Below are 24,131 nucleotides of genomic sequence, written 5' to 3'. Positions count from 1 at the left end.
AGGGTGCGCTCCCGTGCGACAGCCTCGATCCGCCCGCCCGGCGGCCGCCGTCCTCGCCGTCTTGCTGCCCCTCGGCGCCTGCGGCGCCGGGCAGGAGGCCGAGACCGCGCAGGAGACCCCGGACGTCGCAGGCGTGGACGGCACGGTGGGCGAGGTGTCGCTCGACGACGTCTTCCTCGACGCCGAGGACACCGTGGAGGCAGGTGCCTCCGTCCCGCTGCGGGGCGTGTTGACCAACGACGCCGAGCAGGCCGACCGGCTCGTCGGCGTCAGCACACCGGCGGCGGAGTCGGTCGCGCTGCTCGACGAGAACGGTGCGCCGAGCGCCGACGGCGTCGAGCTGCCGGCCGGCGGCCAGGTGGAGGCGGTCAGCGGCGCCGTGCGGATGCAGCTGGAGGGGGTGGCCGCCCCCATCGCCCCCACCGACACCGTCTCGGTCACCTTCACCTTCGCGAGGGCCGGCGAGGTGGCCCTCGACGTGCCGGTCGCCCCTGGCCCGGGTCCCGTGGACTAGGGCCCCGCCGGCACCCGGTCGGCGGGATCCGGCTGGATGCGTGCCCGGCGGCGTGCGCACGGTCCGCACGCGCCGCGCCCGGTGCCGACCGGCCCGACGGGACGCCACGGGCGCCGCCCACCCCGCCGCGAGCGAGGACATTCCCCTCTGTGCGGTGCCGCCCGGCGCCGCCAGGGAGGAGATGGGTCATGTACGCCAGGACCACCACCGTCCGCGGCGACCCGCGCGCGGTCGACGACGGGATCGCCTTCATCCGGAACGACGTCTGGCCGATGGTCCAGCGGATGGACGGCTGCATCGGGATGTCGATGCTGGCCGACCGCGGGGCGGGGCGGTGCGTCGTCACCTCCGCGTGGGCGAGCGAGGACGCGATGAGGGCCAGCGCCACCGGGGTCGAGGAGTCGCGTCGGCAGGCGGCCGAGGTGCTCCGCGCCGATGCCGTCGACATCGCCGAGTGGGAGATCGCCGTCCTGCACCGGTCCCGGCCGGCGGGGGACGCGGCGTGCGTCCGGGGTACCTGGCTCGAGGTCCCGGCCGGCCACGTCGACGAGATGGTCGACACCTTCCGGATGAGCCTGCTGCCGAGGCTCGAGGACCTCCCCGGCTTCTGCAGCGCCAGCCTGCTCGTCGACCGGCCCGGTCACCGCGGCGTGGCCGCCGTGACCTACGAGGACCGGGCCGCCATGGAGCGGGCCCGCGAGCAGGGCGCCGCGCTCCGTGAGGAGTACAGCCGGGCGATGGGCGCGAGCATCACCGAGGTCGCCGAGTTCGAGCTCGCGATGGCCCACCTGCACGTCCCCGAGATGGCGTGAGCTGGTCGCGCCGCTGAGGCGGCGCCCCTGCAGCACCGCGCGCCCACGGCCCGTTCCGGTCCCCCTGAACGGGCCACCGGTGCGCGAGGACCGGTGTGCTCAGCCGCCGGGGCGCCAGCCCAACGCGGGGCCGAGGCGCGTGGCGACGTCGGTGAGGATCTGCTCGTAGTCGGCGGGCGCGAAGTCGAACGGCAGCGCGAAGACGACCTCGCTGACCCCGCGGAAGCCGGCGTGCGCGTACAGGACCTCGGCGATCTCCTCGGAGCTGCCCAGCAGGTCCCGGGCGAAGAGCATCCGGGCCGGGCCCTGCGGCGCCGTCGTCCGCGGGGTGCGGGCCGCGACGTAGGCGGCGTACCGCGCTCGCTGCTCAGCGGTCGCGGTGTCGGTGGGGATGACCACCAGCCCCTGGGAGACCCGGCCGGTGGGGTTCGCGGCGCGGAAGGCCTGCGCGTGCGAGGCCTGGACCTCGGCGAAGTCCTCGGACTCCTCGGCCTTGACCACGCTGGACGTCAGGAGGTGCATGCCGTGCTCGCCGGCCCACGATGCCGAGCGCAGGCTGCCCCCGCCGTACCACGTGCGGCCGGCGAGGCCGGGGGAGTGCGGCTGCACGCGGTCGGACCACTCCTCGACGACGCCCTCCCTGCCGACGAAGGTCGACGCCCGCTCGCCGCGGAGGAACCGCAGCAGCCGCTCGACCCGCGCGTAGCCGAAGTCCTCGCGGTCGGCGGTGTCCGGGTAGAGGGCATCCCGCACGTCGTCCCAGTGCATCGGCGGGCCGACGCTGACGCCCGGGTTGAGCCGGCCCCCGGAGAGGACGTCGACGGTGGCGAGGTCCTCGGCCAGCCGCAGCGGGTTCTCCCAGCCCAGCGGCGTGACGGCGGTCCCGAGACCGATGCGGCGGGTGCGCTGGGTGGCGGCGGCGAGGACGGCGACCGGCGAGGAGATCCCCGGCTGCAGGTGCCGGTGGCGCAGCCACGCGCTGTCGAACCCCAGCTGCTCGCCGAGCTCGATCACCGCCAGGGTCGCCTCGTGCCCGGGGCCGGGGTCGGCCGGGTCGAAGGTGCCGATGGTCAGGAAGCCGAGCTGGTCCAGCGGGGTCCCGGGCGCGGGCATGGGGCGGCTCCTCGGTGCGGGGGGTCGTCGGGCCATCCTCGGTCAGGCGGCGGTGACGTGCTCCTGCGGCCGCCTCCGGCGGAGAGGCGTGGGTGGACCCCGTGGTGCCGCAGGTCCGTCGTGGAGACGGAGCCGAGGGCGTGCAGGGCTGCCTCCCGGTTCAGGCGCGCCGCCGCTGATGCCGGTGTCCCCGGGGCGGCCCACGCGGTGCCACGGACGCTGGCCGGCCCGCACGGGCTCGGTATCAGCACCGGGCGGACCGGTGCACGCGCGTCGCCTCGTCGTGCGCCCGGCCGCGCCGTGGTGGACGGGCGTCCCGTCGCAGAGCAGGGTGAGCCTCGATGTCTGACCTGACCGCCCTCCACAAGGACCTCGCCCGCGTCGTGCTGGTCGACCGGGATCTGGCCGACGTGCTCGGCGAGATCACCGAGATCGGCCGTCGCGCGATCCCCGGCTCGGAAGCTGCCTCGGTCACCCTCATCGAGGGCGGGAAGGCGAGCACCCCGGCGTTCCGCGGTCAGATGGCGATGGACTCCGAGGAGATCCAGTACGAACTGGGTTACGGCCCGTGCATGGACGCCGGCCGCGCCGGCTTGGTCTTCGTCGTCTCGGACATGCGGACCGAGCAGCGGTGGCCCGACTACGCCGCGCGGGTGGTCGAACGTGGTGTCCGGAGCTCCCTGTCGGTGCCGCTTCCCTTCCTGGGGGCCACCATCGGGGCGCTGAACCACTACGCCAGCCGGCCGGCCGCCTTCGACGCCGACGACGTGGACCGGGGTCAGGAGATGGCCGGCTTCATCGCGGTCGCCGTGGCGAACGCGCAGCACAGCGCCCGGTCGGCCGAGGACGCCGAGAACATGCGCCGCGCCATGGACTCCCGGGCGACCATCGAGCAGGCCAAGGGCGTCCTCATGGAGCGGTACAAGATCACCGCCGATGCGGCGTTCACGGTGCTGGGGCACGCATCTCAACGGAACAACGTCAAGCTCCGCGACGTGGCCGACCACCTGGTGCGGACCGGGGAGATCCTCGGTCGTGGATGACGGCGCGTAGCACCCGGTCGGTCCGGGGCTGGGGCTCTCGATGGTCTGCGTCTGAGCGGCACCTCGATGACGGCTCGGCCAGGAGGTCACCGCCGGCCACGTGCGCGAGCTGCTGGCCCGGCGCGGTGCCCCTGCCTTGCAGGCACCCGGGAGCGGGTCGCTGACCTGCGCGCTCACCGACGCCGAGGGCGGCCTGCCGGCCACCGCCACCCCGGACCAGCTGGCGACGCTGGCTCGCCGCAGTTGCGCCACCCACCGTGAGCAGGACTGCGGCTGCCCGGCGCTGGGCGGGCCGGCCAACCGGCGCCTACTCCCCACCGCGGCCAGGACGCGTTCGTCACCACCCGCGGCAGGGCCTGCCGCTTCCCCGACTGCGGACGCGTCGGCCGGGCCGACCGCGACCACGTCCTCCCGCACGCCCACGGCGGCGCGACCGACTGCGCCAACCTGTGCTGCCCGTGCCGCAGCCACCGGCTCAAGGCCCACGCCCGCGGCTGGCGCTTCGCCATGGACCCCGACGGCACCCTGCACGTCACCACTCCGTCCGGCGTCACCTGCACCGCCCGACAGGCACTCACCGGCACCCGACCCACCGGAGGTCGACAGCCGACCGCCGCACGCGACGCCCGACGACGAGTCCCCGCCCTTCTGATCAGCAGCGCGCCCTCGGGGTCGGCCCGTGCGCACGTGCATCCGGCACGCCGCCGTCAGGCTCGGCCCGAGCCGCGAAGTCGAGGAGGTCGGCGAGGGCGGCCTCCGGCTCCGGTCCGAGGACGCCGACGCCCGGCCCGGTGGACGGGGTGACGTGCGCCGGACCGCCGTCCCGGAACTCCACCACGCCGCCGGGTAGCGCCGCCGCGGCGAGCCTGCCGGCCCGGGCGGCGGCCGAGACCCAGACCGTGGCCGCCTGCGGGTCGAAGCCGGCCGGGAGCGGCGTCCGTGCCCAGCGCTGCTCTCCCCGAGGTGCACCGTCCTGCCCGGCGGCCGCCCACAGCTCGTCGAGCGAGGCCGCGGGGCGCGTGGCGCCGGTCGCCGTGGCCAGCAGGTAACCGCCGCGCCAGGGCGTGACCCGCAGCCGCCGGCCGATCAGCAATCGACCGGCGGCACCCGCCCGGGCGGCCCGCTCCGCGGGGCCGGCCCCGGCCAGCACGTCCTCCCACGGCGCGGCGGCCCGGCCGGTGCCGCAGGCGCCGCACACCGGGTCAGGCCGGGCGGGGCGAACGGCGCAGGAAGTCCTGCGCGATCTCGTCGAACGTCACCCAGCGCACGCCCTCGTGCCCGTTGATGTGCGCGATGATCCGCTCCAGCGCCATCAGGACCTGGGGTCGCCCGGAGACGTCGGGGTGGATGGTCATGGTGAACGCCGCGTAGTCCTGCTCGCGGTAGACCCAGTCGAACTGGTCGGTCCACATCTGCTCGATGTCGCGCGGGTTGACGAACCCGTGGCTGTTCGGGCTGGCCTTGACGAACATCATCGGTGGCAGGTCGTCGAGGTACCAGTTCGCCGGGATCTCCACCAGCTCGGTCTCCCGCCCGCGGACCAGCGGCTCCATCCACGTCTCGGCCGGCTGCGAGTAGTCGATCTTCGTCCAGCTGTCGCCGACGCGGACGTAGTAGGGCTCGAAGTCGCGGTGCATGAGCGAGTGGTCGTAGGTGATGCCCCGCTCCAGCAGCAGCTCGTTGGTGACGGGGGAGAACTCCCACCACGGCGCGACGTAGCCGGTGGGACGGCGCCCGGCCCGCTTCTCGATGAGGTCGATGCAGCGGTCGAGCACCGCCGACTCCTGCTCGCGGGTCATCGCGATCGGGTTCTCGTGGCTGTAGCCGTGCACGCCGATCTCGTGGCCGGCCGCCACGCACGCGTCGAACTGCTCCGGGAAGGTCTCGATGGAGTGCCCCGGCCAGAAGAACGTCTGGGTCAACCCCTCTCGGCGGAACAGCTCGACGATGCGCGGCACGCCGACCTCGCCGGCGAACAGCCCGCGCGAGATGTCGTCGGGGGAGTCCTCCCCGCCGTAGGACCCCAGCCACCCGGCCACGGCGTCGATGTCGACGCCGAAGGACACGAAGATCTCCTTGCTCCCCGATGTGCTGGTCATGCCCGTTCCCCTCTCGATCCGTCGGTGCTCACAACCGGCCGGCCAGGACCCGCCCCGGGTCCTGCGGGTCCAGCGCCAGGGCGGCGGCGAGCAGCAGCCGCCCCTGCCAGGGGCTCAGGTCGCCGCCGAGCAGGGCGCCGTCGCGCGCCAGGCTCGCCCCGCCCGCGGCGTAGAGCGGCGCGACCGGACCCGACGGCACCCGCGAGCACACCAGGACGGGGACGCCTGCCGTGACCAGCTCGGCCGCGGCCGCGGCGACCGGCGGCGGCACGTTGCCCGCGCCGAACGCCTCGAGCACGACGCCGGCAGCGCCGGCGGCGACCGCGGCGCGCAGCAGGGCGTCGTCCGACCCCTGGGCGCACGCGACGACGTCGACGCGCGGCAGCTCGGCGTCGAGGTCCAGCGGCAGGGCGGGAAGCCGCGGCGACCGGACCAGGGGGAGGACGGCGCCGGCGGCCACGCGCAGCACCGGGCCGCGCCCGGGGGCGCCGAAGGCCGCGCTGCGCAGCGTCTCGACCTTGCGCACCCCGCGGGCGGCGAAGACCAGGCCGTCGAAGGCGAGCAGCACCCCCAGGTCCCGCGCCGCGGGGTCGGCGGCGATCCGGAGCGCATCGGCGAGGTTCGCCGGACCGTCGGGCGCCGGGGCGTCGAACGGCCGCTGCGCGCCGGTGAACACGACGGGGCGGGGGTCGTCGTGCACCAGGTCGGCGAGGAACGCCGACTCCTCCATGGTGTCCGTGCCGTGCGTGACGACGACGCCGTCGACGCCGTCGGCCAGCTGCCGGCGCACCTCGCGGAGCAGCCCGCGGACGTCGGCGCCGGTGAGCGCGAAGCTCGGCACCGTGGTCAGGTCGCTGACGGTCACCTCGAGGTCCGGGAGCGGCCCGGCGGTGGCCAGCAGCTCGGCGGCCGGCGTGGTGGCCGACAGGCCGCCGTCGGTGCGGCGGCTGGCGATCGTGCCGCCGGTCGCCAGCAGGTGGACCCGTGCCACGGCACCCTCCCGTCCTCGCACCCGACCTCTCGCAGCGGCCCCAGGTGACCACGACGCGCCGGGCGGCGCACGTCGACGGAGCACCTCGGGAACGGGGTGTGAGCGGACCCACCCCCGGCGCTGACCTGCGCAGCAGCCGGACCGGTTCTTCACGGGGCTTGACGGCTCTTCGCGGTGCTCACCTAGAGTCCTCGACCGGACACCACCCGTCATGGGGGGTCGCACACCGCGAGGGCCACGGGGCTCCCGCGTCGTGCGGTGCGGGGGGTGGCCCGCCGGAGCGCCCCGTCGCCCGGACGACCGCCGCCCGGCTGCTCGGACCCCGGGCGCCTGACGCCCGCACGCACTGGAGAAGGCCGCATGCACCACCCTGCCCGCCGGCGTCGCACGACCGCGGGGGCCCGTCGGTGACGGCGGCCCTCGACCGCCCGCGCGTCTCGGACCTCACCGGCGAGGACCCGCTACCGGCCACCCGCCGGGCCGCTCCGTCCAGCCGGGCGCAGGCGGTGGCCTGGACGGCGCTGCACGCCCTCCTCGCCGCCGCCCCGCTGGCCCTCTGCCTCACCGCCGTCCGGCCCGGGCACGGCTTCCTCGTCGACCTGTCCGTGGCGCTGGGCTTCCTGGCCCTCTCGGTGATGGGGCTGCAGTTCGCCCTGGCCGCGCGGTTCACCCGCGCCACGGCCCCGTTCGGCATCGACGCCGTCCTGCGCTACCATAAGCAGTTCTCGGCGCTGTCCGTCCTCGCGGCGTTCGGGCACCCGGCGCTGCTGTTCCTCGCTGACGAGCGGTACCTGGTGCTGCTCGACGTCGTCGACGCGCCGCTGCGGGCCCAGTTCGCCTGGCTGTCGGTGCTGGCGCTCGGGCTGCTGATGGCGACCTCGATCTGGCGGCGGGGGCTGCGGATCCCGTACCAGGTCTGGCACGTGCTGCACTCGCTCCTCGGCGTCACCATCGTGCTGGCCGGCCTCGTGCACGCCTTCCTCGTCGGCAACTGGATGAGCGCGCCGTGGGTGCGTGCGGGCTGGCTGCTCTACGCCGCGGCGTTCCTGTGGCTGGCGGTGTGGGTCCGGCTGGTGAAGCCGCTGCGGCTGTGGCGCCGTCCCTGGCGGGTGGTGGAGCTGTGGCCCGAGCCCGGCGGCGCCGTGACCGTGGGTCTCGAGCCCGCGCACCGGCACGGCGGTCGGCCCTGGGGGTTCACGGCCGGGCAGTTCGCCTGGATCCTCCCCGGCCGGGTGCCCTTCACCCCGACCTACCACCCGTTCTCCATCTCTTCGAGCGCGCTGCGACCCCGCCTGGAGTTCACGATCAAGCAGGTCGGCGATTTCACCCGATCGATCCGCCGGCTGCGGGTGGGGGACACCGTCTACGTCGACGGCCCGCACGGCTCGTTCACCCTCGACCGGCACCCCGGCATGGGCTACGTCCTCCTGGCCACGGGCGTCGGCGTCACGCCGTTCCTCAGCATGTTGGCCACGCTGGCCGATCAGGGTGACCGGCGCCCGGTGTGGCTGTTCCTCGGCAACCGCAGGGAGGACCAGATCACCGGCATCCGCCAGCTCGAGCGGCTCCGAGGACGGCTGGACCTGCGGGTGGTGCACGTGATCAGCCGCGCGTCCGAGAACTGGCCGGGCGAGCGCGGCCGGATCGACGCCGCGCTGCTGGCCCGCCACCTGCCGCCGCACGCGCGCTCCCTGCAGTACTTCGTCTGCTCGCGCGAGGAGACGGTGCGGGCGGTCCGCGCTTCCCTCGGTGAGCTGGGCGTGCCCGCGGACCGGGTGCACAGCGAGCAGTTCGGGATGGTCTGACGTGCGCGCCGACGGACCGGCCTCGGCGGCCTGGGTGGTCAGCGGCGTGCTGCTGGCCCTCTGCGTGCTCTGGGCCCTGCTGCAGACCTGACCGGCGCGCGCCGGGCGGGACGTCGGTGGACGGTTGTCCGGGGACCCTTCCGGCAATCCACCCACCGAGACCGTCCGCACCGCGCCCTCAGGAGACCAGGTGGCGACCTTCAGTTCCGCCCAGCTGACCCCGACCGCCTTCCTCGCGCGCTCCGCGCGGGTCTTCCCCGAGCGCACGGCGGTGGTCGACGGCGACCGGCGCTTCACCTACCGGGAGTTCGCGGACCGCTCGCGCCGGCTCGCCGGGGCCCTCGCGGCCCGCGGCGTCGCGCCCGGTGACCGGGTGGCCGCACTGTGCACGAACAGCTCGGCGATGCTCGAGCTGCACAACGGCGTGCCGTGGGCGGGAGCCGTCCTGGTCCCGCTCAACACGCGGCTGAGGACGGGCGAGCTGGAGTACATCCTGCGGCACTCCGGCGCCGCGGTCCTCATCGCCGACGCCGCGTTCGCCGCGGCCGCCACCGAGGTCGGCGCCGCGGCGGGTATCCCGGTCGTGGTGGCCGGCGGCGAGGCCGACGAGTACGAGCAGCTGCTGGCCGCGGCCGAGCCCCTGGCGCGGCCGTGCGAGGACGAGTGGAGCCTGCTGGCGCTCAACTACACCTCCGGCACGACCGGCCGGCCCAAGGGCGTCATGTACAGCCACCGGGGGGCCTACCTGCAGGCGATGGCGATGGCGCTGCACACCGGGCTGGCCCCGGGCAGCCAGTACCTGTGGACGCTGCCGATGTTCCACTGCGACGGCTGGTGCTTCCCCTGGGCGGTGTCGGCCGGGGGTGCGACCCACGTGTGCCTGCCGCGGGTCGAGCCCGCCCGCATCTGGCAGCTGCTGCGCACCGAGGGCATCACGCACTTCAGTGCGGCACCGACCGTGCTGACCATGATCGCCAACGCCGAGGAGGCGGAGGCCGGCCCGGTCTCCCCGCGGGTCGCCGTGCAGACCGGCGGCGCGCCGCCCACCCCGACCCTGCTGGCCCGGATGTCCGCGCTGGACATGGACGTCACCCACCTGTACGGGCTCACCGAGACCTACGGGCCGGTGGCGGTCAACCAGTGGCACCCCGAGTGGGACGACCTCCCGGAGCAGCGGCAGGCCGAGCTCAAGGCCCGGCAGGGTGTCTCGAACGTGGTCGCCGAGCCGCTGCGCGTGGTGGGGGAGGACGGCGCCGACGTGCCCCGCGACGGGGAGACGATCGGGGAGATCGTCGCCCGCGGGAACGACGTCATGCTCGGCTACTACCAGGACGAAGAGGCGACGGCGAAGGCGACGCTGCCGGGGCCCGACGGCGGACCCGGTTGGTTCCGCACCGGCGACCTCGCGGTCGTCCACCCCGACGGCTACCTCGAGATCCGGGACCGCAGCAAGGACATCATCATCTCCGGCGGCGAGAACATCTCCTCGGTGGAGGTCGAGCGGGCCCTGGACGCCCACCCCGCCGTCCTGGAGTCCGCCGTGGTCGCCGAGCCCCACGAGAAGTGGGGGGAGGTCCCGGTCGCGCACGTGACGCTGCGGGCCGGCAGCGAGGTCACCGACGAGGAGCTCGCGGCCTTCGTGCGGTCGCGCCTGGCGGGGTTCAAGGTGCCCAAGCGGTTCCTCTACGGGGACCTGCCGAAGACCTCCACCGGCAAGGTGCAGAAGAACCTGCTGCGTGAGCGCTCCTCCGGCTGACCCGCCGGGCGGCGCGTCAGACGGCGGCGGTCCCGATCAGGCCCTTGCGGGTGACCAGGCCGGCGAGCTCGTCCTCCGACATCCCGTCGGTTCCCTCGGGCCGGCGCGGGACCACCATGTAGCGCGACTCCGCACTGGCGTCCCACACGCTGATGCGCGTCGTCGCCGGCAGGTCGAGCCCGAACTCCGCCAGCACGCCGCGCGGGTCCCGCACGACCCGCGACCGGTAGGCCTCGCTCTTGTACCAGGACGGGGAGGGGCCCAGCAGCGCGATCGGGTAGCAGGAGCACAGGGTGCAGACCACCACGTTGTGCTCCTCCGGGGTGTTCGCCACGACCTTCAGCCGCTGCTCCTGCAGGCCGCCGGACATCGACAGCCCGACCTCCCTGATCGCCGCGTTGGCGTCGGCGAGCAGCCGGTCCCGGAAGCCCGGGTCGACCCAGGCGCGCGCGGTGATCCGGGCTCCGTTGGCCGGGGAGCCGCCGGCCAGGAACTCGTCGATGCGGCGGTCGATCTCGCCCTCGTCGACCAGGCCGCGCGCCTCCAGCAGCGCCTCGACGTGCCGTACCCGCTCGGAGATCGCCGAGCTGCCGTGGTGGTCCCCGCTCATCGTGTCCCTCCTCGGGGGTCGGCGGGCTCCAGGTAGTCCTCCCAGAGCTCCACGGTCACGGCGTGGTCGCCCTCGCCGAACAGGTCCGCCGCCGAGAACCGCACGTGGTAGACGGCCTGCGTCGCCCCCGGCCGGCCGCGGGCCCGGTCGTCGGCCAGGGGGTGGTGCCCGGCGAGCTCGACCACCCGGCCGACGGCGCCGCGGGCGTACCGCGGCAGCCGGGTGTGCCAGGCCGGGTCGGCGGTGCTGGTCCGCACCGCGTCCCCGGGGGCGAAGCGGTCAGGCACCGTGCGCGTCCCCGGGCGCGGCGAGCTCCTCCGGCGTCGCCACACCCTTCTCCACCAGCAGCGTGGTGATGGCCGTGAACCACTTCTCGTAGTAGGAGCTCGAGAGGTAGGCGTCCGGCGGCATCCGCTCGATGGCGTCGCGGAACTCGTCGAGGTTGTAGACACCCCGCCGGATGAGCGCGGCGTTGAGGGCGAGGACGTGGGCTTCCCAGTCGGCGTGGAAGGCCGGCTCGTCGGGCTCCTCGGCGATGGCGGGGAAGCCCACCATGCCGCCGACGTCGTTGATGCGGCTCACCCCGTGTTCCTACGCCGTCGCACGGGGCCCGGTCCAGTGCGCCGACGAGCGGGCCGGGGAGGCCAGGAGCAGGCTGGGCTCCTGGACCTCGACCGTCCCGACGCCCGAGGAGTCCCCGTGCCGCGTCGACGCACCGCCGTGACCGCCCTGACCGCCGCCGTCCTGGCCGGGATCGCCCCGGCCGGCACCGCGGCCGCCGCGCCCGGGGGCGCCGCCGTCCCGCCGCCGGAGAAGGTGCCCCGTGCGGTCGGGACGGGAGGCGCGGTCGCGACGGTGGACCCGGACGCCACCCGGGTGGGCCTGGAGGTCCTGGTCGCGGGCGGCAACGCCGCCGACGCGGCGGTGGCCGCGGCCGCCGCGCTCGGCGTCACCGAGCCCTACTCGGCAGGCGTCGGGGGCGGCGGCTTCTTCGTGTACTTCGACGCCGCGACCGGGGAGGTGACCACGGTCGACGGCCGGGAGACCGCGCCGCAGGCGATGGGGGCCGACGCCTTCCTCGGGGAGGACGGCGAGCCGCTGCCCTTCGAGGAGGCGGTGACGAGCGGCCTGTCGGTCGGCACGCCGGGGACCCCGCTGACGTGGCAGCGGGCGCTCGACGAGTTCGGCTCGCTGTCGCTGGCCGAGGTGCTGCAGGGCGGCACCGAGCTGGCCGAGGAGGGCTTCGTCGTCGACGAGACGTTCCGCCAGCAGACCGCCGACAACGAGGAGAGGTTCCGCCGCTTCACGCCGTCCGCCGAGCTGTTCCTGCCCGGCGGCGCGCTGCCCGAGGTGGGCTCGGTCTTCCGCAACCCCGACCTGGCGGGCACCTACGAGCTGCTGGCCGCGAAGGGCGTCGAGGTCCTCTACACCGGGGACCTGGGCGAGGAGGTCGTGCGGACGGCGCAGGAGCCCCCGGTGGCGGACGGCGCCGACCCGGTGCGGGCCGGCCTGCTGGCGGAGTCCGACCTCGCCGCGTACGAGGCGCCGCTGCGCGAGCCGACGCGCGTCGGGTACCGGGGCCTGGAGGTCTACGGGATGGCGCCGCCGTCCAGCGGTGGCTCGACCGTCGGCGAGGCCCTGAACGTGCTGGAGGGCACCGACCTGGCCGCGCTGCCCGAGGCCGACGTCCTGCACGCCTACCTGGAGGCGAGCGCGCTGGCCTTCGCCGACCGCAACGCCTACGTCGGCGACCCGGCTCACACCCAGGTGCCGCTGGCCGAGCTGCTCTCCGACGCCTCCGCCGCCGAACGGGCCTGTCTGGTCGACCCGGACCGGGCGGCGCCCAAGCCGGTGCCGGCGGGCGTCCCGGACGGCGAGTACGGCCCGTGCCCGGCCCCGGCCGCCTCTACCGGCGACGGCGGCCGGGAAGGGCCGTCCACCACGCACCTCACCGTGGCCGACGCCGAGGGGAACGTGGCCGCCTACACGCTGACCATCGAGCAGACCGGCGGCAGCGGGATCACCGTCCCAGACCGCGGGTTCCTGCTGAACAACGAGCTGACCGACTTCACCTTCGCGCCCGCCGACCCGACCCGACCCGAGCCGAACCTGCCCGCTCCGGGCAAGCGGCCGCGCAGCAGCATGGCGCCGACGATCGTGCTGCAGGACGGCGAGCCGCTGCTGGCCCTCGGCTCGCCCGGCGGCGCCACGATCATCACCACCGTGCTGCAGACGCTGGTGGACCGGCTGGACCGCGGCGCCGACCTGGCCGACGCGATCGCGGCCCCGCGGGCCAGCCAGCGCAACGCCGCGACGGCCGACGCCGAGCCCGCCTTCCTCGACGCGTACGGCGCCGAGCTGACCGCCCGCGGGCACGCCTTCGCGCCGGTCGACGAGATCGGGGCCGCCACCGGCGTCGAGTTCCTGCCCGACGGCCGGCTGCTGGCGGCCGCCGAGACCGTGCGGCGCGGTGGCGGCAGCGCCGGGGTGGTGCACCCCGGCGACGGCTGATCCCGGGGTCAGCTCTCCCGCGACCGCCGTCGCGCGCGGTGGGCCAGCACCGCGCCGGCCAGCAGCAGCGACCATCCCGCCTGGACCGCGGCGAGCAGGAGGGTCGGCCCGCCGGTCGTCAGCGCGACGAGCAGCGGCAGGCTGCCGACGACGCCGACGTCCACCCCCTGCACGAGCGTGGCGCCGACCCCGGCCGGCAGCACGCCCATCGGGGTGGAGACGACGGGGCCGGACCAGTCCGGGTCCGGGCGCGTCGCCCCGCGCAGGGCGGCCGCCGCCCACGCCGGGGCCACGGCCAGGCCCAGCAGCGCCCAGGTGCCCACCTGACCCGTGCCGACGCCCAGCAGCAGCCCGCTGAGGGTGCAGACCAGCGCGGTGACGACCAGGGGGACGACGGCGCGGCTGCGCACCACCCCCGCGGCCGACAGCGCGAAGAGCCGGTCGAGCTCCGGTGCGCCGTGAGCCTCCCGGGCGGCCCGGCCGGCCGCCGTGGCGGCCAGCCCCCAGCCGACCAGGCAACCGACCCAGACCAGCGGCGGCAGCGCGCCCAGCCCCTCGGTGCGGGCGACGACGACCGGCACGGCCGCCGCGACGGCGAGCTGGCCGAGCTGCCACCGGCCGCGGACGAGCACGGCGAGGTCGGCGGCCACGACCGCCTGCCAGGGGCGGCGCACCGCGGCGAAGCGGCGGCTGCGGCGGGGCGGCCGGTCCCGGCCGGCCAGCGCGCGGCCCAGCTGCCGGGTGTCCAGCGAGAGCAGCGAGCCGCCGGCGGAGCTCGCCGTCACCCCGCCCGCGAGCAGCCGGCCGGCGTCCAGCCGGCCCAGGCCCCGGTCGGCGTGCACGAGCAGCGTCGCCGCGGCGACCGCGGCGACCGCGAGGGCCCAGCCCGGCGGGGTGCCGACGGCCGGTACGCCGACCCGCGTGCCACCCACCGCGGCGAGGGTGCCGACGACCGCGGGGACGACGGCGGCGGCCCCCGCGACCGCTCCGGCGGCCGCCGCCACCCCGCGGCCGCGACGGTGGGTCTGCAGCAGCGCCGTCCCGCCGACCACGCCGACGGCCGGCGTGACCGCCCAGCCCAGGCCGCCCAGCACGGAGGCCGTCGTCGGCGCGGCGGCGGCCCCGAACACCAGCGGCAGCGCCAGCAGCACGGCCAGGACCCCGACGGCGGCGGCCAGCCGCACCAGCTCGCCGCGGAGCAGGCCGCGGCGGTCGGCGGGCAGCGGCAGCCACCACGCCGCGGCCGCCGGCGTGGCGCTGACCGGCCCGAGCCGGGCCAGGACGACGACCACGCCGGCCAGTGCGAGCAGCGCCAGCGCGGCGGAGGTGAGGGAGGCGGGCAGCGTCGTCCCGGTGACCGGCGCGCCGGCCAGGGCGATCCGCTCGCGCAGCGACGCGAGGCTGCCGCCGGCGACCGCCACGCCGATCCCGGCCGACACGAGCCCGCCCCAGGCTTCGGAGAGCCGCTCGGACAGGGTGGTGCGCGCCCGGGCGGCCGTGGCGCGGCGGGTCCAGCGGCGCACCGCCGCACCGTCCAGCGGCGCCACGGTCGCGTGGGCGGTCACCGGTCAGAGCTCCGCGAGGCGGCCGGCGGCCTCGGCGGGCGCCAGCAGCCGGCAGGCGTCGTCGTCCACCACGAGGACCTCGTCGGCGACCGTCGCGACCAGGTCGGCGTCGTGGCTGGCGAACAGCACGGCGGTGCCGGCGTCGCGCAGCGCGACGAGCCGCGCGGCCAGCCGGGTCCGCATGCCGGCGTCCAGCCGGCGCTCGGGCTCGTCGAGCACCAGGAGCCGGGCCGGGCGGACGAACGCGGCCGCCAGCGCCAGCCGCCGCCGCTGCCCGGAGGAGAGCGCCGAGGGCAGCGCGTCGGCGCGCTCTCCGAGGCCGAACGCCTCGACCTCGGCGCCCACCACCTCCTCGGCCGCGGCCACACCGTGCCCGCGCGCGGTGAGCAGCAGGTGCTCGCGGCCGGTGAGCGAGACGAAGAACGAGTCGTCGTCCAGGACGGCGGCGACGTCGCGCCGGAAGGCCGCCGACCGCTCGTCGACCGGCGCGCCGGCGAAGGCGACGGTGCCGGCGAGCGGCTCGAGCAGGCCGACGAGCGTGCGCAGCAGCGTGGACTTGCCCGAGCCGTTGGGGCCGACGACGGCCAGGGCGCGCCCGGCGGCCAGGCGGAGGTCCACCGGAGCGCACACGGGGACGGCTCCGTGCCCCACGGAGAGATCATCGGCGGCGAGCAGGTCGGGCTGACGCATGGCGCGGTCCATCGGCGACCAACCTAGGTGCAGCCGGCGACGCCGCAGGTCGGCGACGCGGCGATGACTCCCCACGGGCCCAGGGGTCGGTACAACGCAGAGCGGCAGGAGCGACGGGAGGACGGCATGGCCGGGACGACGTCCGCGGACGGCACGACGATCGCCTACGAGGCCTGGGGCGACGGGCCCCTGGTCGTGGTGGTCGGGGGCGCGTTCAACGACCGGGGTACGTGGGCGCCGCTGGCTCGGGCGCTGGCCGACCGGGGGTTCCGCGCGGTGTCCTACGACCGCCGGGGCCGCGGGGGCAGCGGGGACACCCAGCCGTACGCGCTGGAGCGCGAGATCGAGGACCTCGCCGCGGTGATCGACGCGGCGGGGCGGGACCGGAGGGCGTACGCCCACGGCGTCTCGTCGGGCGGCGCGCTGCTGCTCCGTGCCGTGGCCGCCGGGGTGCCGGTGGCGCGGCTGTCGGTGCTCGAGCCGCCCTACCGGGTGGAGGGCGCGCCCCCGGCCCCGGAGCGCTACATGGAGACGCTGCAGGGCTTCGTCGACGCCGGCGACCGGTCCGGCCTGGTCGAGTACTTCCAGACCAGGGTCGTCGGGCTCCCGGCCGAGGTGGTGGACCAGTTCCGGGGGACGCCGATGTGGCACACCCTGGAGGAGATGGCACCCACGCTGCGCTACGACGGCCTGGCCATGGGCGGCGACGACCAGTCCCTGCCGGTCGACCTGCTGGCGCGCGTCGACGTGCCGGTGCTGGCGGTGACGAGCACGGGCACCACGCTGCCCTGGATGGGACGGGCCACCGAGGAACTGGCGGCCGCGCTGCCCGCCGGTAAGCACGCCCGCCTGGCGGGTGGCTTCCACGAGGTGCCGGTCGAGGTCCTCGCGCCCGCCCTCGCGGACTTCTACCGCCGGGACTGAACGCTCTCCGGACGACGGTCGGCGGCGGGAGACTGCGGCATGGACGCCGACCCGGGTCTCGAACCGGACCTCGAACCCGACCTCGACGGCTTCCTCCTGGCGCGGATCGCCGAGGACCAGCGGCTGGCGGCCCTCGCCGCCCGGGCGACCGGCCTCGAGTCGTGGGACGGCGGCGTGACCGCGCCGCAGGGCGCTGCCGACCACGTCGCCCACCACGACCCGGCACGGGTGCTCGCCGAGAGCGCCGCCAAGCGGCGGCTCGTGCTGGCCTGCCGCGACGCCCGGCCCGACCTGCGGCTGCTCGGCGCCCGCCCGGAGGGCCTGGACTTCCCGCTCCCGCCGACCGATCTGCACCAGCTGGCCGCGCTCACCCTGGCGCTGCTCGCGCTGCCCTACGCCGCCCACCCCGACTACCGGCCGGCCTGGCGCCCCTGACCGCCGATGAGTCCGGCGTCCCCCCGGGGTCGGTACTGCGGAGAGACCGATCCCCGGGAGGCACGGTGCGCACGCTCGCGATCACCCAGAACACGACCGTCGACGGCGCGGTGGAGATGCTCGGCGAGTGGTTCGACCCGCAGGGGCAAGCGGGGGTGGACAGCTCCGACCTGGTCGAGGAGATCCACCGCCAGGACGAGCGGGCCGACGCCCTCCTCGTCGGCCGGCGGACGTTCGAGAGCTTCCGCAGCTACTGGCCGGGGCGGACCGACGACCCGACCGGCATCAGCGCCTACCTGGACCGGGTGCAGAAGTACGTCGTCTCCTCGACCCTCACCGAGCCCGGCTGGCAGCACACCACCGTCCTGGCCGGCGACCCGGTCGAGCAGGTGCGCGCCCTCAAGGAGCAGCCGGGCGCCGACATCGTCCTCACCGGCAGCATCACCCTCTGCCACACGCTGATCGGCGCCGGGCTCGTCGACGAGTACCGGCTGTTCACCTACCCGGTCGTCCAGGGCCGCGGCCGCCGGTTGTTCCCCGACGGCGCCGCGGAGGGGCGGCTCGAGCTGGTCGAGTGCCGGGGCTTCCGCAGCGGCATCACCTACACCCGGTACGCCACCGGCTGAGCCCCGGGCGGCGTTCTCCCGGGACGGCTCCCCGCCGTTCCGAGGGACCGCGGCTCAGCGGTGCAGCAGCTCCCCGAAGGCCGCGCAGGACTCGTCGACGGCGGCCTGCGCCGCCGGGGACACCGCGCCCATGGCGAAGAAGCCGTGGATCAGCCCGTCGTACCGGCGGACCCGGGCCTCCACCCCCGCCGCGCGCAGCGCCTCGCCGTAGGCCTCGCCCTCGTCGCGCAGCGGGTCGTACTCCGCGGTGACGACGACCGCCGGCGGCAGCCCGGAGAGGTCGGCGGCGTGCAGCGGGGACAGCCGCGGGTCCTTGGCGTCGTCCCAGGCGCCGGCGTAGTGGCCGTAGAACCAGTCCATGGTCGGCTGCTCGAGGAAGTAGCCGCGGGCGTTCTCCGTGCGCGAGGGGTAGTCGCCGAGCGCGTCGACCGCCGGGTAGACGAGCAGCTGCGCGACCAGCGGGGTGCCCTCGGCGGTCAGCTGCTGGGCGACGACGGCGGCGAGGTTGCCGCCGGCGCTGTCGCCGGCCACGGCCAGCCGGTCGTCCCCGCCCAGCTCGCCTCGGTGCGCGGCGATCCAGCGGGCGGCGGCGACGGCGTCCTCGGCCGCGGCGGGGAAGGGGTGCTCGGGGGCGAGCCGGTAGTCGACGGCGACGACGACCGCGCGACTGCCGCGGCAGATCTCCCGCACCGACCGGTCGTGGGTGTCGAGGTCGCCGATCACCCAGCCGCCACCGTGGAAGAAGGCGACGGTGGGGAAGGGGCCCTCGCCCTCGGGCCGGTACACGCGGGCACGCAGGTCGCCCTCGGCGCCGGGCACGGTGGTGTCCTCGACCGCTCCGACCGGCACGACCAGGTCCGGGGAGCGCGCGGCGCTCAGCGTCAGGTACTGGGTCCGGGCGGCCTCCGCCGTCCCCTCGTGCATGGGCGGCAGGCCGGTCTCCGCGAGCATGGTGAGCAGAGCGGCGATGTGCGGGTCGACCGGCACCGGACCTCCTGTGCGTGCGTGTGCTGGGTCACGGCAACCTATCCGCGCCCGGCGACGGTTCCGGCACTCGGGTGTCCGCACCGCTTCCGGTCGGAAGTGACGACGGCGTCGAGCCCCGGGCGCCCTGCCCGTCGCCGGGTACGACCCGGCGCGCCGGCTCCGGGGGCTCGTCGTGGTCCGTCTCCGTGCGCTCGACCAGCAGGTCGTCGTCCTCACCGGTGCCTCCTGCGGCATCGGCCTGTCCACCGCCCGCCGCGCTGCGCAGCGCGGTGCCCGGTGCGCCGTGGTCGGCACCGGCGTCGGGGCGTTGGGCTGCTGGCGACCCGGGCGACCCGCCGCTGACCTCGGGGCCGGGAGCGCCACCTGGTTCACTGGTTGAACGCTGGACCGTCGCCGGTGGCGGCCCCGACCCCGAGGAGGACAGCCGTGCACGTCGGCGTCGACAGCTTCGTCGCAGCGGTGACCGACCCCTCGACCGGGCACTTCGTCGGTCCCGAGGAGCGGATGGCGCACCTGCTGGAGGAGATCGCCCTCGCCGACGAGGTCGGCCTGTACTCGTTCGGCATCGGTGAGCACCACCGCCCGGAGTACTACGACTCCGCGCCGCCGGTGATCCTGGGCGCCGCCGCCGCGCGCACCTCCCGGATCCGGCTGGGCAGCGCGGTCACCGTGCTCAGCGCCGCCGACCCGGTCCGCGTCTTCCAGCAGTTCGCCACGCTGGACCTCATCTCCCGCGGCCGCGTCGACCTGGTCGTGGGCCGCGGCTCGTTCATCGAGGCGTTCCCGCTGTTCGGGCTGTCGCTGTCGGACTACGACGAGCTGTTCGAGGAGAAGCTCGACCTGCTGCTGCGGCTGCGCGACTCCGAGGAGGTCACCTGGTCGGGCCGGCACCGTCCCGCGCTCACCGGGCAGGGCGTCTACCCGCGGCCGCTGCAGGACCCGCTGCCGATCTGGGTCGGTGTCGGCGGGACGCCGGAGTCCTTCGTCCGGGCCGGGCTGCTCGGCCTGCCGCTGATGGTGGCGATCATCGGCGGCGAGCCGCGGCAGTTCGGGCCCCTGGTCGACCTCTACCGCCGGGCCGGCGCGCAGGCCGGGCACCCGCCCGAGCGCCTGCAGGTGGGGCTGCACGTCTTCGGCTACGTCGCGGAGAGCACGCAGGCCGCCGCAGACACGATCTACCCGGGCTGGCACGAGATGTTCACCAAGGTCTCCCGCGAGCGTGGCTTCGCCCAGCCGACGCGGGCCCAGTTCGACGCGACGAGCGGTCCGAACGGCGCCTTCTTCATGGGCGACCCGCACACCGTGGCGGACAAGCTGCTGCGGATCTCCGGCCAGCTGGGCGGGGTCGACCGCGTCGCGATCCAGATGACCAACCCGCGGCTGGCGCACGCCGACCTGCTGCGCGGCATCGAGCTGCTGGGCACGGAGGTCGCGCCCCGGGTCGCCGGGGTCTGAGAGGACCCCGTCCTCCCCGCCCTTCGGAGAAGGACCTCCCTGCCTCCGCCACTCGCAAGCTCGCAGCGGGACCCTGCAGGGAGGCCAGCGGGACGGGGCCGGGCCTCAGCCGAGGCGGCGCGCGGTGGCGAGCAGGACCGGGTCGGTCCGGCCGGCCCAGGTGCCGGTGAGCGTCGCGGCGCCGTCGGCGGGCACGCCCGGCGTCAGCACGCGGCGCACGACCAGCTCGAGGCCCCCGGCGCGGACCGTCGTCGCGTCGGCGGCGTCGGTCGCGGTGGGCGCGCCGAGGGTCCCGACGTCGGCCTCCGTCCCGCTGCCGGTGACGTGCGCGGTGGGCTCGCGGCGCTCCTCCCCGCCGTCGACCGCGACGTACTCCTCGGCCTGCGGAGCGCCGGTGAGGACCACGGCGGCCAACGCGGCGACGTAGACCGGGTCGGCGCAGGCGTCGTAGCACCAGCGCCGGCCGAGCACCGAGTGCTCCGTCGTCCCCACCAGGTGCCCCTCGAGCTCGGGGACGGGAGCGCCGCGGTAGGTCAGCGGCACGTGCAGCAGCGTGTCGCCGGCGCGCAGGACGAAGGTCTCGGTGCCGACCTCGCCGGCCGGGTCGTCGAAGCGGTAGGCGGCGACCTGCTCCAGTTCCGCGCCCGCGGCGCCCCACGGCCGGGTAGGCACCCAGCTCGCCACGAGCTCGAGCTTCGACGGTCGCAGGGTGGCCCGGTGGATGAGTGCCATGAGGGCGACCGTACGGGCCGGTGCCACCGGCCACTCGTCCGCGGTGCCGCCCCCGGTGGCTGCCGCGGATCGCCCGTCCGCCGTACGCTCCTACGACCCAGAGCGGACGTCGGGGCTCCGCTCGTGCGACCGGTCGGAGCGCACCCGTGACACGTACGCCGGCACGGCAGGTGCAGGAGGCTGGGGCGATCGCCCGGGGTCCGGCGTCCATGCCGGTGCTCGGCCGGGGCAGCCACCGCAGCCCGGTGCGCGGGGCGTGCTTCATGGAGTACACCGCACTCCTGGCCGGCGAGCCGTTCACCGACACCCCGGACTGCGTGGACGGCGAACTGGCTGCGGTCCTGCGGCACGCGAACGACCGGCTGTCGGACGGCGACCGGTTCCGGCTGACGCCCCTGCTCGGTCGCGCGATCGGACTGGTGGTCCCGGGGCCGGCGGCGCCCCGTCGACGGCGCCGCGCCGCGCGCCGGGCCGACGGCGAGGGCGCGCACGCCCTCGCCGCCCACGCCGCGGCCGTCGGCAAGCTCCGGGAGTCGGTCTCGCGGCGCTTCACGGCCGCCCTCGGCCACCGCCCGTCCCCGGTGGAGTGGCGCGACCACGCCTGCGGCCGGGACGTCGACCGGCTGTTCTGGTCCGTGATGCTGGAGCCCACCCCGGTCAGCACCTCGGCCGCGTACGTGGACCGGTTGGCCGACCGGCTGGTCCTGCTCCACGAGTGCTACGAGCAGGCGTTGGCGCAGCTCGGACTCGTGAGGAGGCCGCCGCTACCGACGCCGCCCGCGGACACGGCCGCGGCCTCCCCGGACGGCATCCCGGCCGCGTCCGCGTCGGGGTCCTGACCACCGGTCCCCTGCTCCGGCACTCTCGCGACAGCGGTCGGCGCCCAGCACCCGGCGCGCGCGGATCCCCGGCGTCCGCACCCGCCCCCCGTGTGGTGCGGTGGGCGGGATGCGGACGCCGGGAGGGACCAGCACGGCGGTCTTCCTGCTCGGCCTGTCGGCGCTGCTGACCGTCTACGCCACCCAGCCGTTGCTGCCGGCGCTCGGCGCCGACCTGGGCGTCTCCGCCACGGCGGCCGCCTGGACGGTGAGCGCCACGGCCCTCGGTGTCGCGGCCGCGGCGCCGGTCGCCGGGGTGGTGTCGGACCGGCTGGGCCGCAAGCGGGTGATGCTGGCGGCGATCGCCGCGCTCGCGGTGGCGACGGCGGCCTGCGCCGTAGCACCCGGCTTCGCCCTGCTGCTGGCCGCGCGGGCCGCGCAGGGGCTGGCCGTCCCCTTCGTGTTCGCGGTCGCGGTCGCCTACGTCGCCGAGGAGGTGCCCGGCACCCGGGCGGCCGCCGTCACCGGCCTCTACGTCTCCGGAACGGCGTTCGGCGGTTTCCTCGGCCGGTTCCTGTCCGGGGTGGTCGCGGACGCGTTCGGCTGGCGGGCGGCGTTCGGAGCGCTGGTGGTGGTGCTGCTGGCCGTGCTCGGCGGGGTCGCGGCCTGGCTGCCGCGGGAGCGGCGGTTCACGCCGGCCGCCGGCCTGCTCGGCGCCCTGCGGGGCATCGGCGGCCACCTGCGGAACGGGCGGCTGCTCGGTACCTGCGCCCTGGGAGCGGCCGTCCTGTTCGTGCAGGTCGGCGCCTTCACCTACGCCGGGCTGCACCTCTCGGGGCCGCCGTTCGGACTGGGTACGGCGCAGGTCGGGGCGGTGTTCGCGGTGTTCCTCGTCGCCGTCGTCGTCACCCCGCTGACCGGGCGGCTGGTGTCGTGGAGAGGTCGTCGGGTGGTCCTCGTGCTGGCCACCGCGGTCGTGCTCGCCGGGCTGGGGTTGACCCTGGTGCCGGCGACCGCCGCGGTCGTGGCCGGGCTGGCGGGGGCGTGCACCGGCGTGTTCGCCGCCCAGGCGTGCGCCACCGCACAGGCCGCGGCCAGCGGGGGTGCGGCCCGGTCCAGTGCGGTCGGGCTGTACCTGACCTGCTACTACGCGGGCGGGGGCGTCGGCGCGGTCGCGCCCGCGCCGCTGTTCGTGGCGGGCGGGTGGACGGCGTGCGTGGGGTTGCTGTGCGCGGTCGCCGTCCTCGGTGCGGGCGCGGGGCTGGCCGCCTGGCCGCGCCGCGCCGGTGCGCGGTCACCGGCGCGCAGCACGCGCACGGCGCCCGCCGCGCCCGGTGACCTCCCCGGCCGGTAGCGGGCGTGCGGGCGCGGAGGGGTGGCACCCGGCGCCGTCGTGTGAGGAGATGCCCTCCACCGGGACGCGACGGCAGGAGGTGCCGAGATGACCCGAGCGATCGTCGTCGGCGGCGGGGTGGCCGGCCCCGTGGCGGCGATGGCACTCCAGCGGGCCGGCATCGAGGCCACCGTCCACGAGGCGCACGCGGGCCCGGCCGGCGACGTCGGCGCGTGGCTCGGCCTGCAGGCCAACGGACTCGACGCGCTGCGGGCGATCGGTGCGGAGCAGGCGGTCGCCGACGTGGGCTTCCCGACGCCGGTCATCGAGTTCCGCAGCTGGACCGGCAAGGTGCTGGGCGCCCTCCCCACGGCCGGCCCCGGCGGGGGCTCCGGGTTGTCGATGCGGCGGGCGGACCTCTACCGGGCGATCCACGCCGAGGCGCTGCGCCGCGGCGTCGAGGTGCGCTACGGCTCCCGCCTGGCCGACGTCCGCTGCACCGGCTCCGCCGTGACGGCCGTCTTCACCGACGGCACGGCGGAGTCGGCGGACCTCCTGATCGGGGCCGACGGCGTCCACTCGACCGTCCGGGCCCTGGTCGACCCCCGTGCTGCGGCGCCCCGCTTCGTCCCGGTGCTCAACACCGCGGGGTACTCCGACCACGTCCCGCCCGGTGCCGAAGTGGGCCGGCTGACGATGGTGTTCGGCCGGCGTGCGTTCGCCGGGTACCTCGTGGCGCCGTCCGGGGGCACCTGGTGGTTCGCCAACCCGCCGTTGACCCGCGAGCCGCCGGCCGGCGAGGTGGCGGGTACCTCGGACGCGGAGTGGCGCGCGCGGCTGTCCGACCTGCACCGCGGCGACCGGTCGCCGGTCCTCGCCCTGGTCGAGGCCACGCCGGGCCCGCTGCGCGGGTGGACGACGTACGACGTCCCGACCGTGCGCCGGTGGTCCGCCGGGCGCGTGGTGCTGATCGGGGACGCCGCCCACGCGACCTCGCCGGCGGCGGGCCAGGGCTCCTCGCTCGCCGTCGAGGACGCCGTCGTGCTGGCCCGCTGCCTGCGCGACCTGCCGCTCCCCACGGCGCTCCGGACGTTCGAGGGACTGCGCCGGGCGCGGGCGGAGCGGGTCGTCGCCCAGGGCTTCCGCACGAGCAGCGCCAAGTCGCCCCCGGCCGTCGGCCGGGTCGCCCGCGACCTGCTCATGCCGTTCGTGCTGCGGCGCCGGGACCCGCAGGCGTGGATGCGGGCGCACTCCGTCGACTGGGACGCCCCCGCGGTCCCCGCCTGAGGCGCTCCTCCCGCCGCGCCGGTGC

At 76.3% G+C, this 24,131-nt stretch carries 25 protein-coding genes; 14 read left to right on the top strand and 11 right to left on the bottom strand.

The genetic code is table 11. From position 1 onward, the window contains the following. Positions 1-13 precede the first annotated feature (13 nt). Positions 14-514 carry a copper chaperone PCu(A)C gene (locus tag ACWIX3_RS18810; RefSeq protein WP_448608868.1) on the top strand — a complete coding sequence of 167 codons (501 nt, stop codon included), beginning with the start codon at positions 14-16 and terminating at the stop codon, positions 512-514. Positions 515-702: 188 nt separating this feature from the next. Continuing rightward, positions 703-1,326, top strand: a complete 624-nt coding sequence (locus tag ACWIX3_RS18805; protein WP_448608867.1) for an antibiotic biosynthesis monooxygenase — start codon at positions 703-705, stop codon at positions 1,324-1,326. Positions 1,327-1,425: 99 nt separating this feature from the next. Here the strand turns inward: ACWIX3_RS18805 and ACWIX3_RS18800 are convergent, their stop codons facing one another. Further along, positions 1,426-2,439 carry an LLM class flavin-dependent oxidoreductase gene (locus ACWIX3_RS18800; RefSeq protein WP_448608866.1) on the bottom strand — a complete coding sequence of 338 codons (1,014 nt, stop codon included), beginning with the start codon at positions 2,437-2,439 and terminating at the stop codon, positions 1,426-1,428. Between the two features lie 341 nt (positions 2,440-2,780). Here ACWIX3_RS18800 and ACWIX3_RS18795 point away from each other — a divergent pair, with 341 nt between their 5' ends. Continuing rightward, entirely contained in the window at positions 2,781-3,482 is a 702-nt protein-coding gene (locus ACWIX3_RS18795; RefSeq protein ID WP_448608865.1) for an ANTAR domain-containing protein, read from the top strand. 652 nt (positions 3,483-4,134) lie between these two features. Here ACWIX3_RS18795 and ACWIX3_RS18790 read toward each other — a convergent pair. Genes ACWIX3_RS18790 through ACWIX3_RS18780 form a run of 3 tightly spaced genes read right to left on the bottom strand, consistent with a single transcriptional unit; the run spans position 4,135 to position 6,572 of the window. Next, a complete protein-coding gene (locus ACWIX3_RS18790) occupies positions 4,135-4,680 on the bottom strand; it encodes a hypothetical protein (RefSeq protein ID WP_448608864.1) in 546 nt (181 codons plus the stop codon). Positions 4,681-4,684: 4 nt separating this feature from the next. Further along, positions 4,685-5,581, bottom strand: coding sequence for a polysaccharide deacetylase family protein (locus ACWIX3_RS18785; RefSeq protein ID WP_448608863.1), 897 nt, complete (start codon positions 5,579-5,581; stop codon positions 4,685-4,687). Between the two features lie 28 nt (positions 5,582-5,609). After that, positions 5,610-6,572, bottom strand: coding sequence for an asparaginase (locus tag ACWIX3_RS18780; protein ID WP_448608862.1), 963 nt, complete (start codon positions 6,570-6,572; stop codon positions 5,610-5,612). A 407-nt stretch (positions 6,573-6,979) separates the two neighbouring features. On the opposite strand from ACWIX3_RS18780, the gene ACWIX3_RS18775 reads away from it, so the two are divergent. Both ACWIX3_RS18775 and ACWIX3_RS18770 read left to right on the top strand, forming a co-directional pair. Then, positions 6,980-8,377: a ferredoxin reductase family protein gene (locus tag ACWIX3_RS18775; protein WP_448608861.1), complete on the top strand. Its 1,398-nt coding sequence runs from the start codon at positions 6,980-6,982 to the stop codon at positions 8,375-8,377. Between the two features lie 190 nt (positions 8,378-8,567). Continuing rightward, a complete protein-coding gene (locus tag ACWIX3_RS18770; protein WP_448608860.1) occupies positions 8,568-10,133 on the top strand; it encodes an acyl--CoA ligase family protein in 1,566 nt (521 codons plus the stop codon). A 16-nt stretch (positions 10,134-10,149) separates the two neighbouring features. Here ACWIX3_RS18770 and nthA read toward each other — a convergent pair whose 3' ends face one another. The 3 genes from nthA to ACWIX3_RS18755 are packed head-to-tail and all read right to left on the bottom strand — an operon-like array spanning position 10,150 to position 11,325. Next, complete coding sequence (gene nthA / locus ACWIX3_RS18765) at positions 10,150-10,743, bottom strand: nitrile hydratase subunit alpha (protein ID WP_448608859.1); 594 nt, start codon at positions 10,741-10,743, stop codon at positions 10,150-10,152. Further along, positions 10,740-11,030, bottom strand: a complete 291-nt coding sequence (locus ACWIX3_RS18760) for an SH3-like domain-containing protein (protein WP_448608858.1) — start codon at positions 11,028-11,030, stop codon at positions 10,740-10,742. Before ACWIX3_RS18760 ends, nthA begins: the two co-directional genes overlap by 4 nt. Beyond that, a complete protein-coding gene (locus tag ACWIX3_RS18755) occupies positions 11,023-11,325 on the bottom strand; it encodes a hypothetical protein (protein ID WP_448608857.1) in 303 nt (100 codons plus the stop codon). Before ACWIX3_RS18755 ends, ACWIX3_RS18760 begins: the two co-directional genes overlap by 8 nt. 117 nt (positions 11,326-11,442) lie before the next feature. Between ACWIX3_RS18755 and ggt the strand changes: the two genes are divergently transcribed. Beyond that, entirely contained in the window at positions 11,443-13,254 is a 1,812-nt protein-coding gene (gene ggt / locus ACWIX3_RS18750; protein ID WP_448608856.1) for a gamma-glutamyltransferase, read from the top strand. 8 nt (positions 13,255-13,262) lie between these two features. On the opposite strand, the gene ACWIX3_RS18745 is transcribed toward ggt, so the two are convergent. Continuing rightward, positions 13,263-14,819: a DUF6297 family protein gene (locus ACWIX3_RS18745; protein WP_448608855.1), complete on the bottom strand. Its 1,557-nt coding sequence runs from the start codon at positions 14,817-14,819 to the stop codon at positions 13,263-13,265. 3 nt (positions 14,820-14,822) lie between these two features. After that, positions 14,823-15,521, bottom strand: coding sequence for an ABC transporter ATP-binding protein (locus ACWIX3_RS18740; RefSeq protein WP_448608854.1), 699 nt, complete (start codon positions 15,519-15,521; stop codon positions 14,823-14,825). A 114-nt stretch (positions 15,522-15,635) separates the two neighbouring features. Between ACWIX3_RS18740 and ACWIX3_RS18735 the strand changes: the two genes are divergently transcribed. The 3 genes from ACWIX3_RS18735 to ACWIX3_RS18725 all read left to right on the top strand — a co-directional run bounded on the left by ACWIX3_RS18735 (position 15,636) and on the right by ACWIX3_RS18725 (position 17,494). Continuing rightward, positions 15,636-16,433: an alpha/beta fold hydrolase gene (locus tag ACWIX3_RS18735; protein WP_448608853.1), complete on the top strand. Its 798-nt coding sequence runs from the start codon at positions 15,636-15,638 to the stop codon at positions 16,431-16,433. A gap of 39 nt (positions 16,434-16,472) precedes the next feature. Next, positions 16,473-16,868 (top strand): DUF6221 family protein, encoded by a 396-nt coding sequence (locus ACWIX3_RS18730; protein WP_448608852.1) that lies wholly within the window; start codon positions 16,473-16,475, stop codon positions 16,866-16,868. Positions 16,869-16,933: 65 nt separating this feature from the next. Further along, on the top strand, positions 16,934-17,494 hold the full coding sequence (locus ACWIX3_RS18725; RefSeq protein ID WP_448608851.1) for a dihydrofolate reductase family protein: 561 nt from the start codon (positions 16,934-16,936) through the stop codon (positions 17,492-17,494). A 54-nt stretch (positions 17,495-17,548) separates the two neighbouring features. Here ACWIX3_RS18725 and ACWIX3_RS18720 read toward each other — a convergent pair whose 3' ends face one another. Then, complete coding sequence (locus ACWIX3_RS18720) at positions 17,549-18,481, bottom strand: alpha/beta hydrolase (RefSeq protein ID WP_448608850.1); 933 nt, start codon at positions 18,479-18,481, stop codon at positions 17,549-17,551. Positions 18,482-18,653: 172 nt separating this feature from the next. Between ACWIX3_RS18720 and ACWIX3_RS18715 the strand changes: the two genes are divergently transcribed. Further along, positions 18,654-18,860 carry a hypothetical protein gene (locus tag ACWIX3_RS18715; protein WP_448608849.1) on the top strand — a complete coding sequence of 69 codons (207 nt, stop codon included), beginning with the start codon at positions 18,654-18,656 and terminating at the stop codon, positions 18,858-18,860. 47 nt (positions 18,861-18,907) lie between these two features. Continuing rightward, on the top strand, positions 18,908-19,936 hold the full coding sequence (locus ACWIX3_RS18710) for an Atu2307/SP_0267 family LLM class monooxygenase (protein ID WP_448608848.1): 1,029 nt from the start codon (positions 18,908-18,910) through the stop codon (positions 19,934-19,936). Positions 19,937-20,041: 105 nt separating this feature from the next. On the opposite strand, the gene ACWIX3_RS18705 is transcribed toward ACWIX3_RS18710, so the two are convergent. Then, entirely contained in the window at positions 20,042-20,668 is a 627-nt protein-coding gene (locus tag ACWIX3_RS18705; protein ID WP_448608847.1) for a CG0192-related protein, read from the bottom strand. A gap of 146 nt (positions 20,669-20,814) precedes the next feature. Between ACWIX3_RS18705 and ACWIX3_RS18700 the strand changes: the two genes are divergently transcribed. The 3 genes from ACWIX3_RS18700 (at position 20,815) to ACWIX3_RS18690 (ending at position 24,106) form a co-directional block, all read left to right on the top strand. Beyond that, positions 20,815-21,507 (top strand): hypothetical protein, encoded by a 693-nt coding sequence (locus ACWIX3_RS18700; protein ID WP_448608846.1) that lies wholly within the window; start codon positions 20,815-20,817, stop codon positions 21,505-21,507. 109 nt (positions 21,508-21,616) lie between these two features. Beyond that, entirely contained in the window at positions 21,617-22,840 is a 1,224-nt protein-coding gene (locus ACWIX3_RS18695; protein ID WP_448608845.1) for an MFS transporter, read from the top strand. 87 nt (positions 22,841-22,927) lie between these two features. Beyond that, positions 22,928-24,106 carry an FAD-dependent oxidoreductase gene (locus ACWIX3_RS18690; RefSeq protein ID WP_448608844.1) on the top strand — a complete coding sequence of 393 codons (1,179 nt, stop codon included), beginning with the start codon at positions 22,928-22,930 and terminating at the stop codon, positions 24,104-24,106. Positions 24,107-24,131 lie beyond the last annotated feature (25 nt).

Source organism: Geodermatophilus sp. URMC 60 (assembly GCF_053502585.1).
This window is presented reverse-complemented; position numbering and strand designations above follow the sequence as displayed.

Bases quoted from the DNA above. Each gene is read 5' to 3' on its own strand.
- ACWIX3_RS18805 (WP_448608867.1), top strand. From the start codon at position 703: ATGTACGCCAGGACCACCACCGTCCGCGGCGACCCGCGCGCGGTCGAC.
- ACWIX3_RS18785 (WP_448608863.1), bottom strand. From the start codon at position 5,581: ATGACCAGCACATCGGGGAGCAAGGAGATCTTCGTGTCCTTCGGCGTC.
- ACWIX3_RS18795 (WP_448608865.1), top strand. From the start codon at position 2,781: ATGTCTGACCTGACCGCCCTCCACAAGGACCTCGCCCGCGTCGTGCTG.
- ACWIX3_RS18800 (WP_448608866.1), bottom strand. From the start codon at position 2,439: ATGCCCGCGCCCGGGACCCCGCTGGACCAGCTCGGCTTCCTGACCATC.
- ACWIX3_RS18690 (WP_448608844.1), top strand. From the start codon at position 22,928: ATGACCCGAGCGATCGTCGTCGGCGGCGGGGTGGCCGGCCCCGTGGCG.
- ACWIX3_RS18705 (WP_448608847.1), bottom strand. From the start codon at position 20,668: ATGGCACTCATCCACCGGGCCACCCTGCGACCGTCGAAGCTCGAGCTC.
- ACWIX3_RS18735 (WP_448608853.1), top strand. From the start codon at position 15,636: ATGGCCGGGACGACGTCCGCGGACGGCACGACGATCGCCTACGAGGCC.
- ACWIX3_RS18730 (WP_448608852.1), top strand. From the start codon at position 16,473: ATGGACGCCGACCCGGGTCTCGAACCGGACCTCGAACCCGACCTCGAC.
- ACWIX3_RS18695 (WP_448608845.1), top strand. From the start codon at position 21,617: ATGCGGACGCCGGGAGGGACCAGCACGGCGGTCTTCCTGCTCGGCCTG.
- ACWIX3_RS18740 (WP_448608854.1), bottom strand. From the start codon at position 15,521: ATGGACCGCGCCATGCGTCAGCCCGACCTGCTCGCCGCCGATGATCTC.
- nthA (WP_448608859.1), bottom strand. From the start codon at position 10,743: ATGAGCGGGGACCACCACGGCAGCTCGGCGATCTCCGAGCGGGTACGG.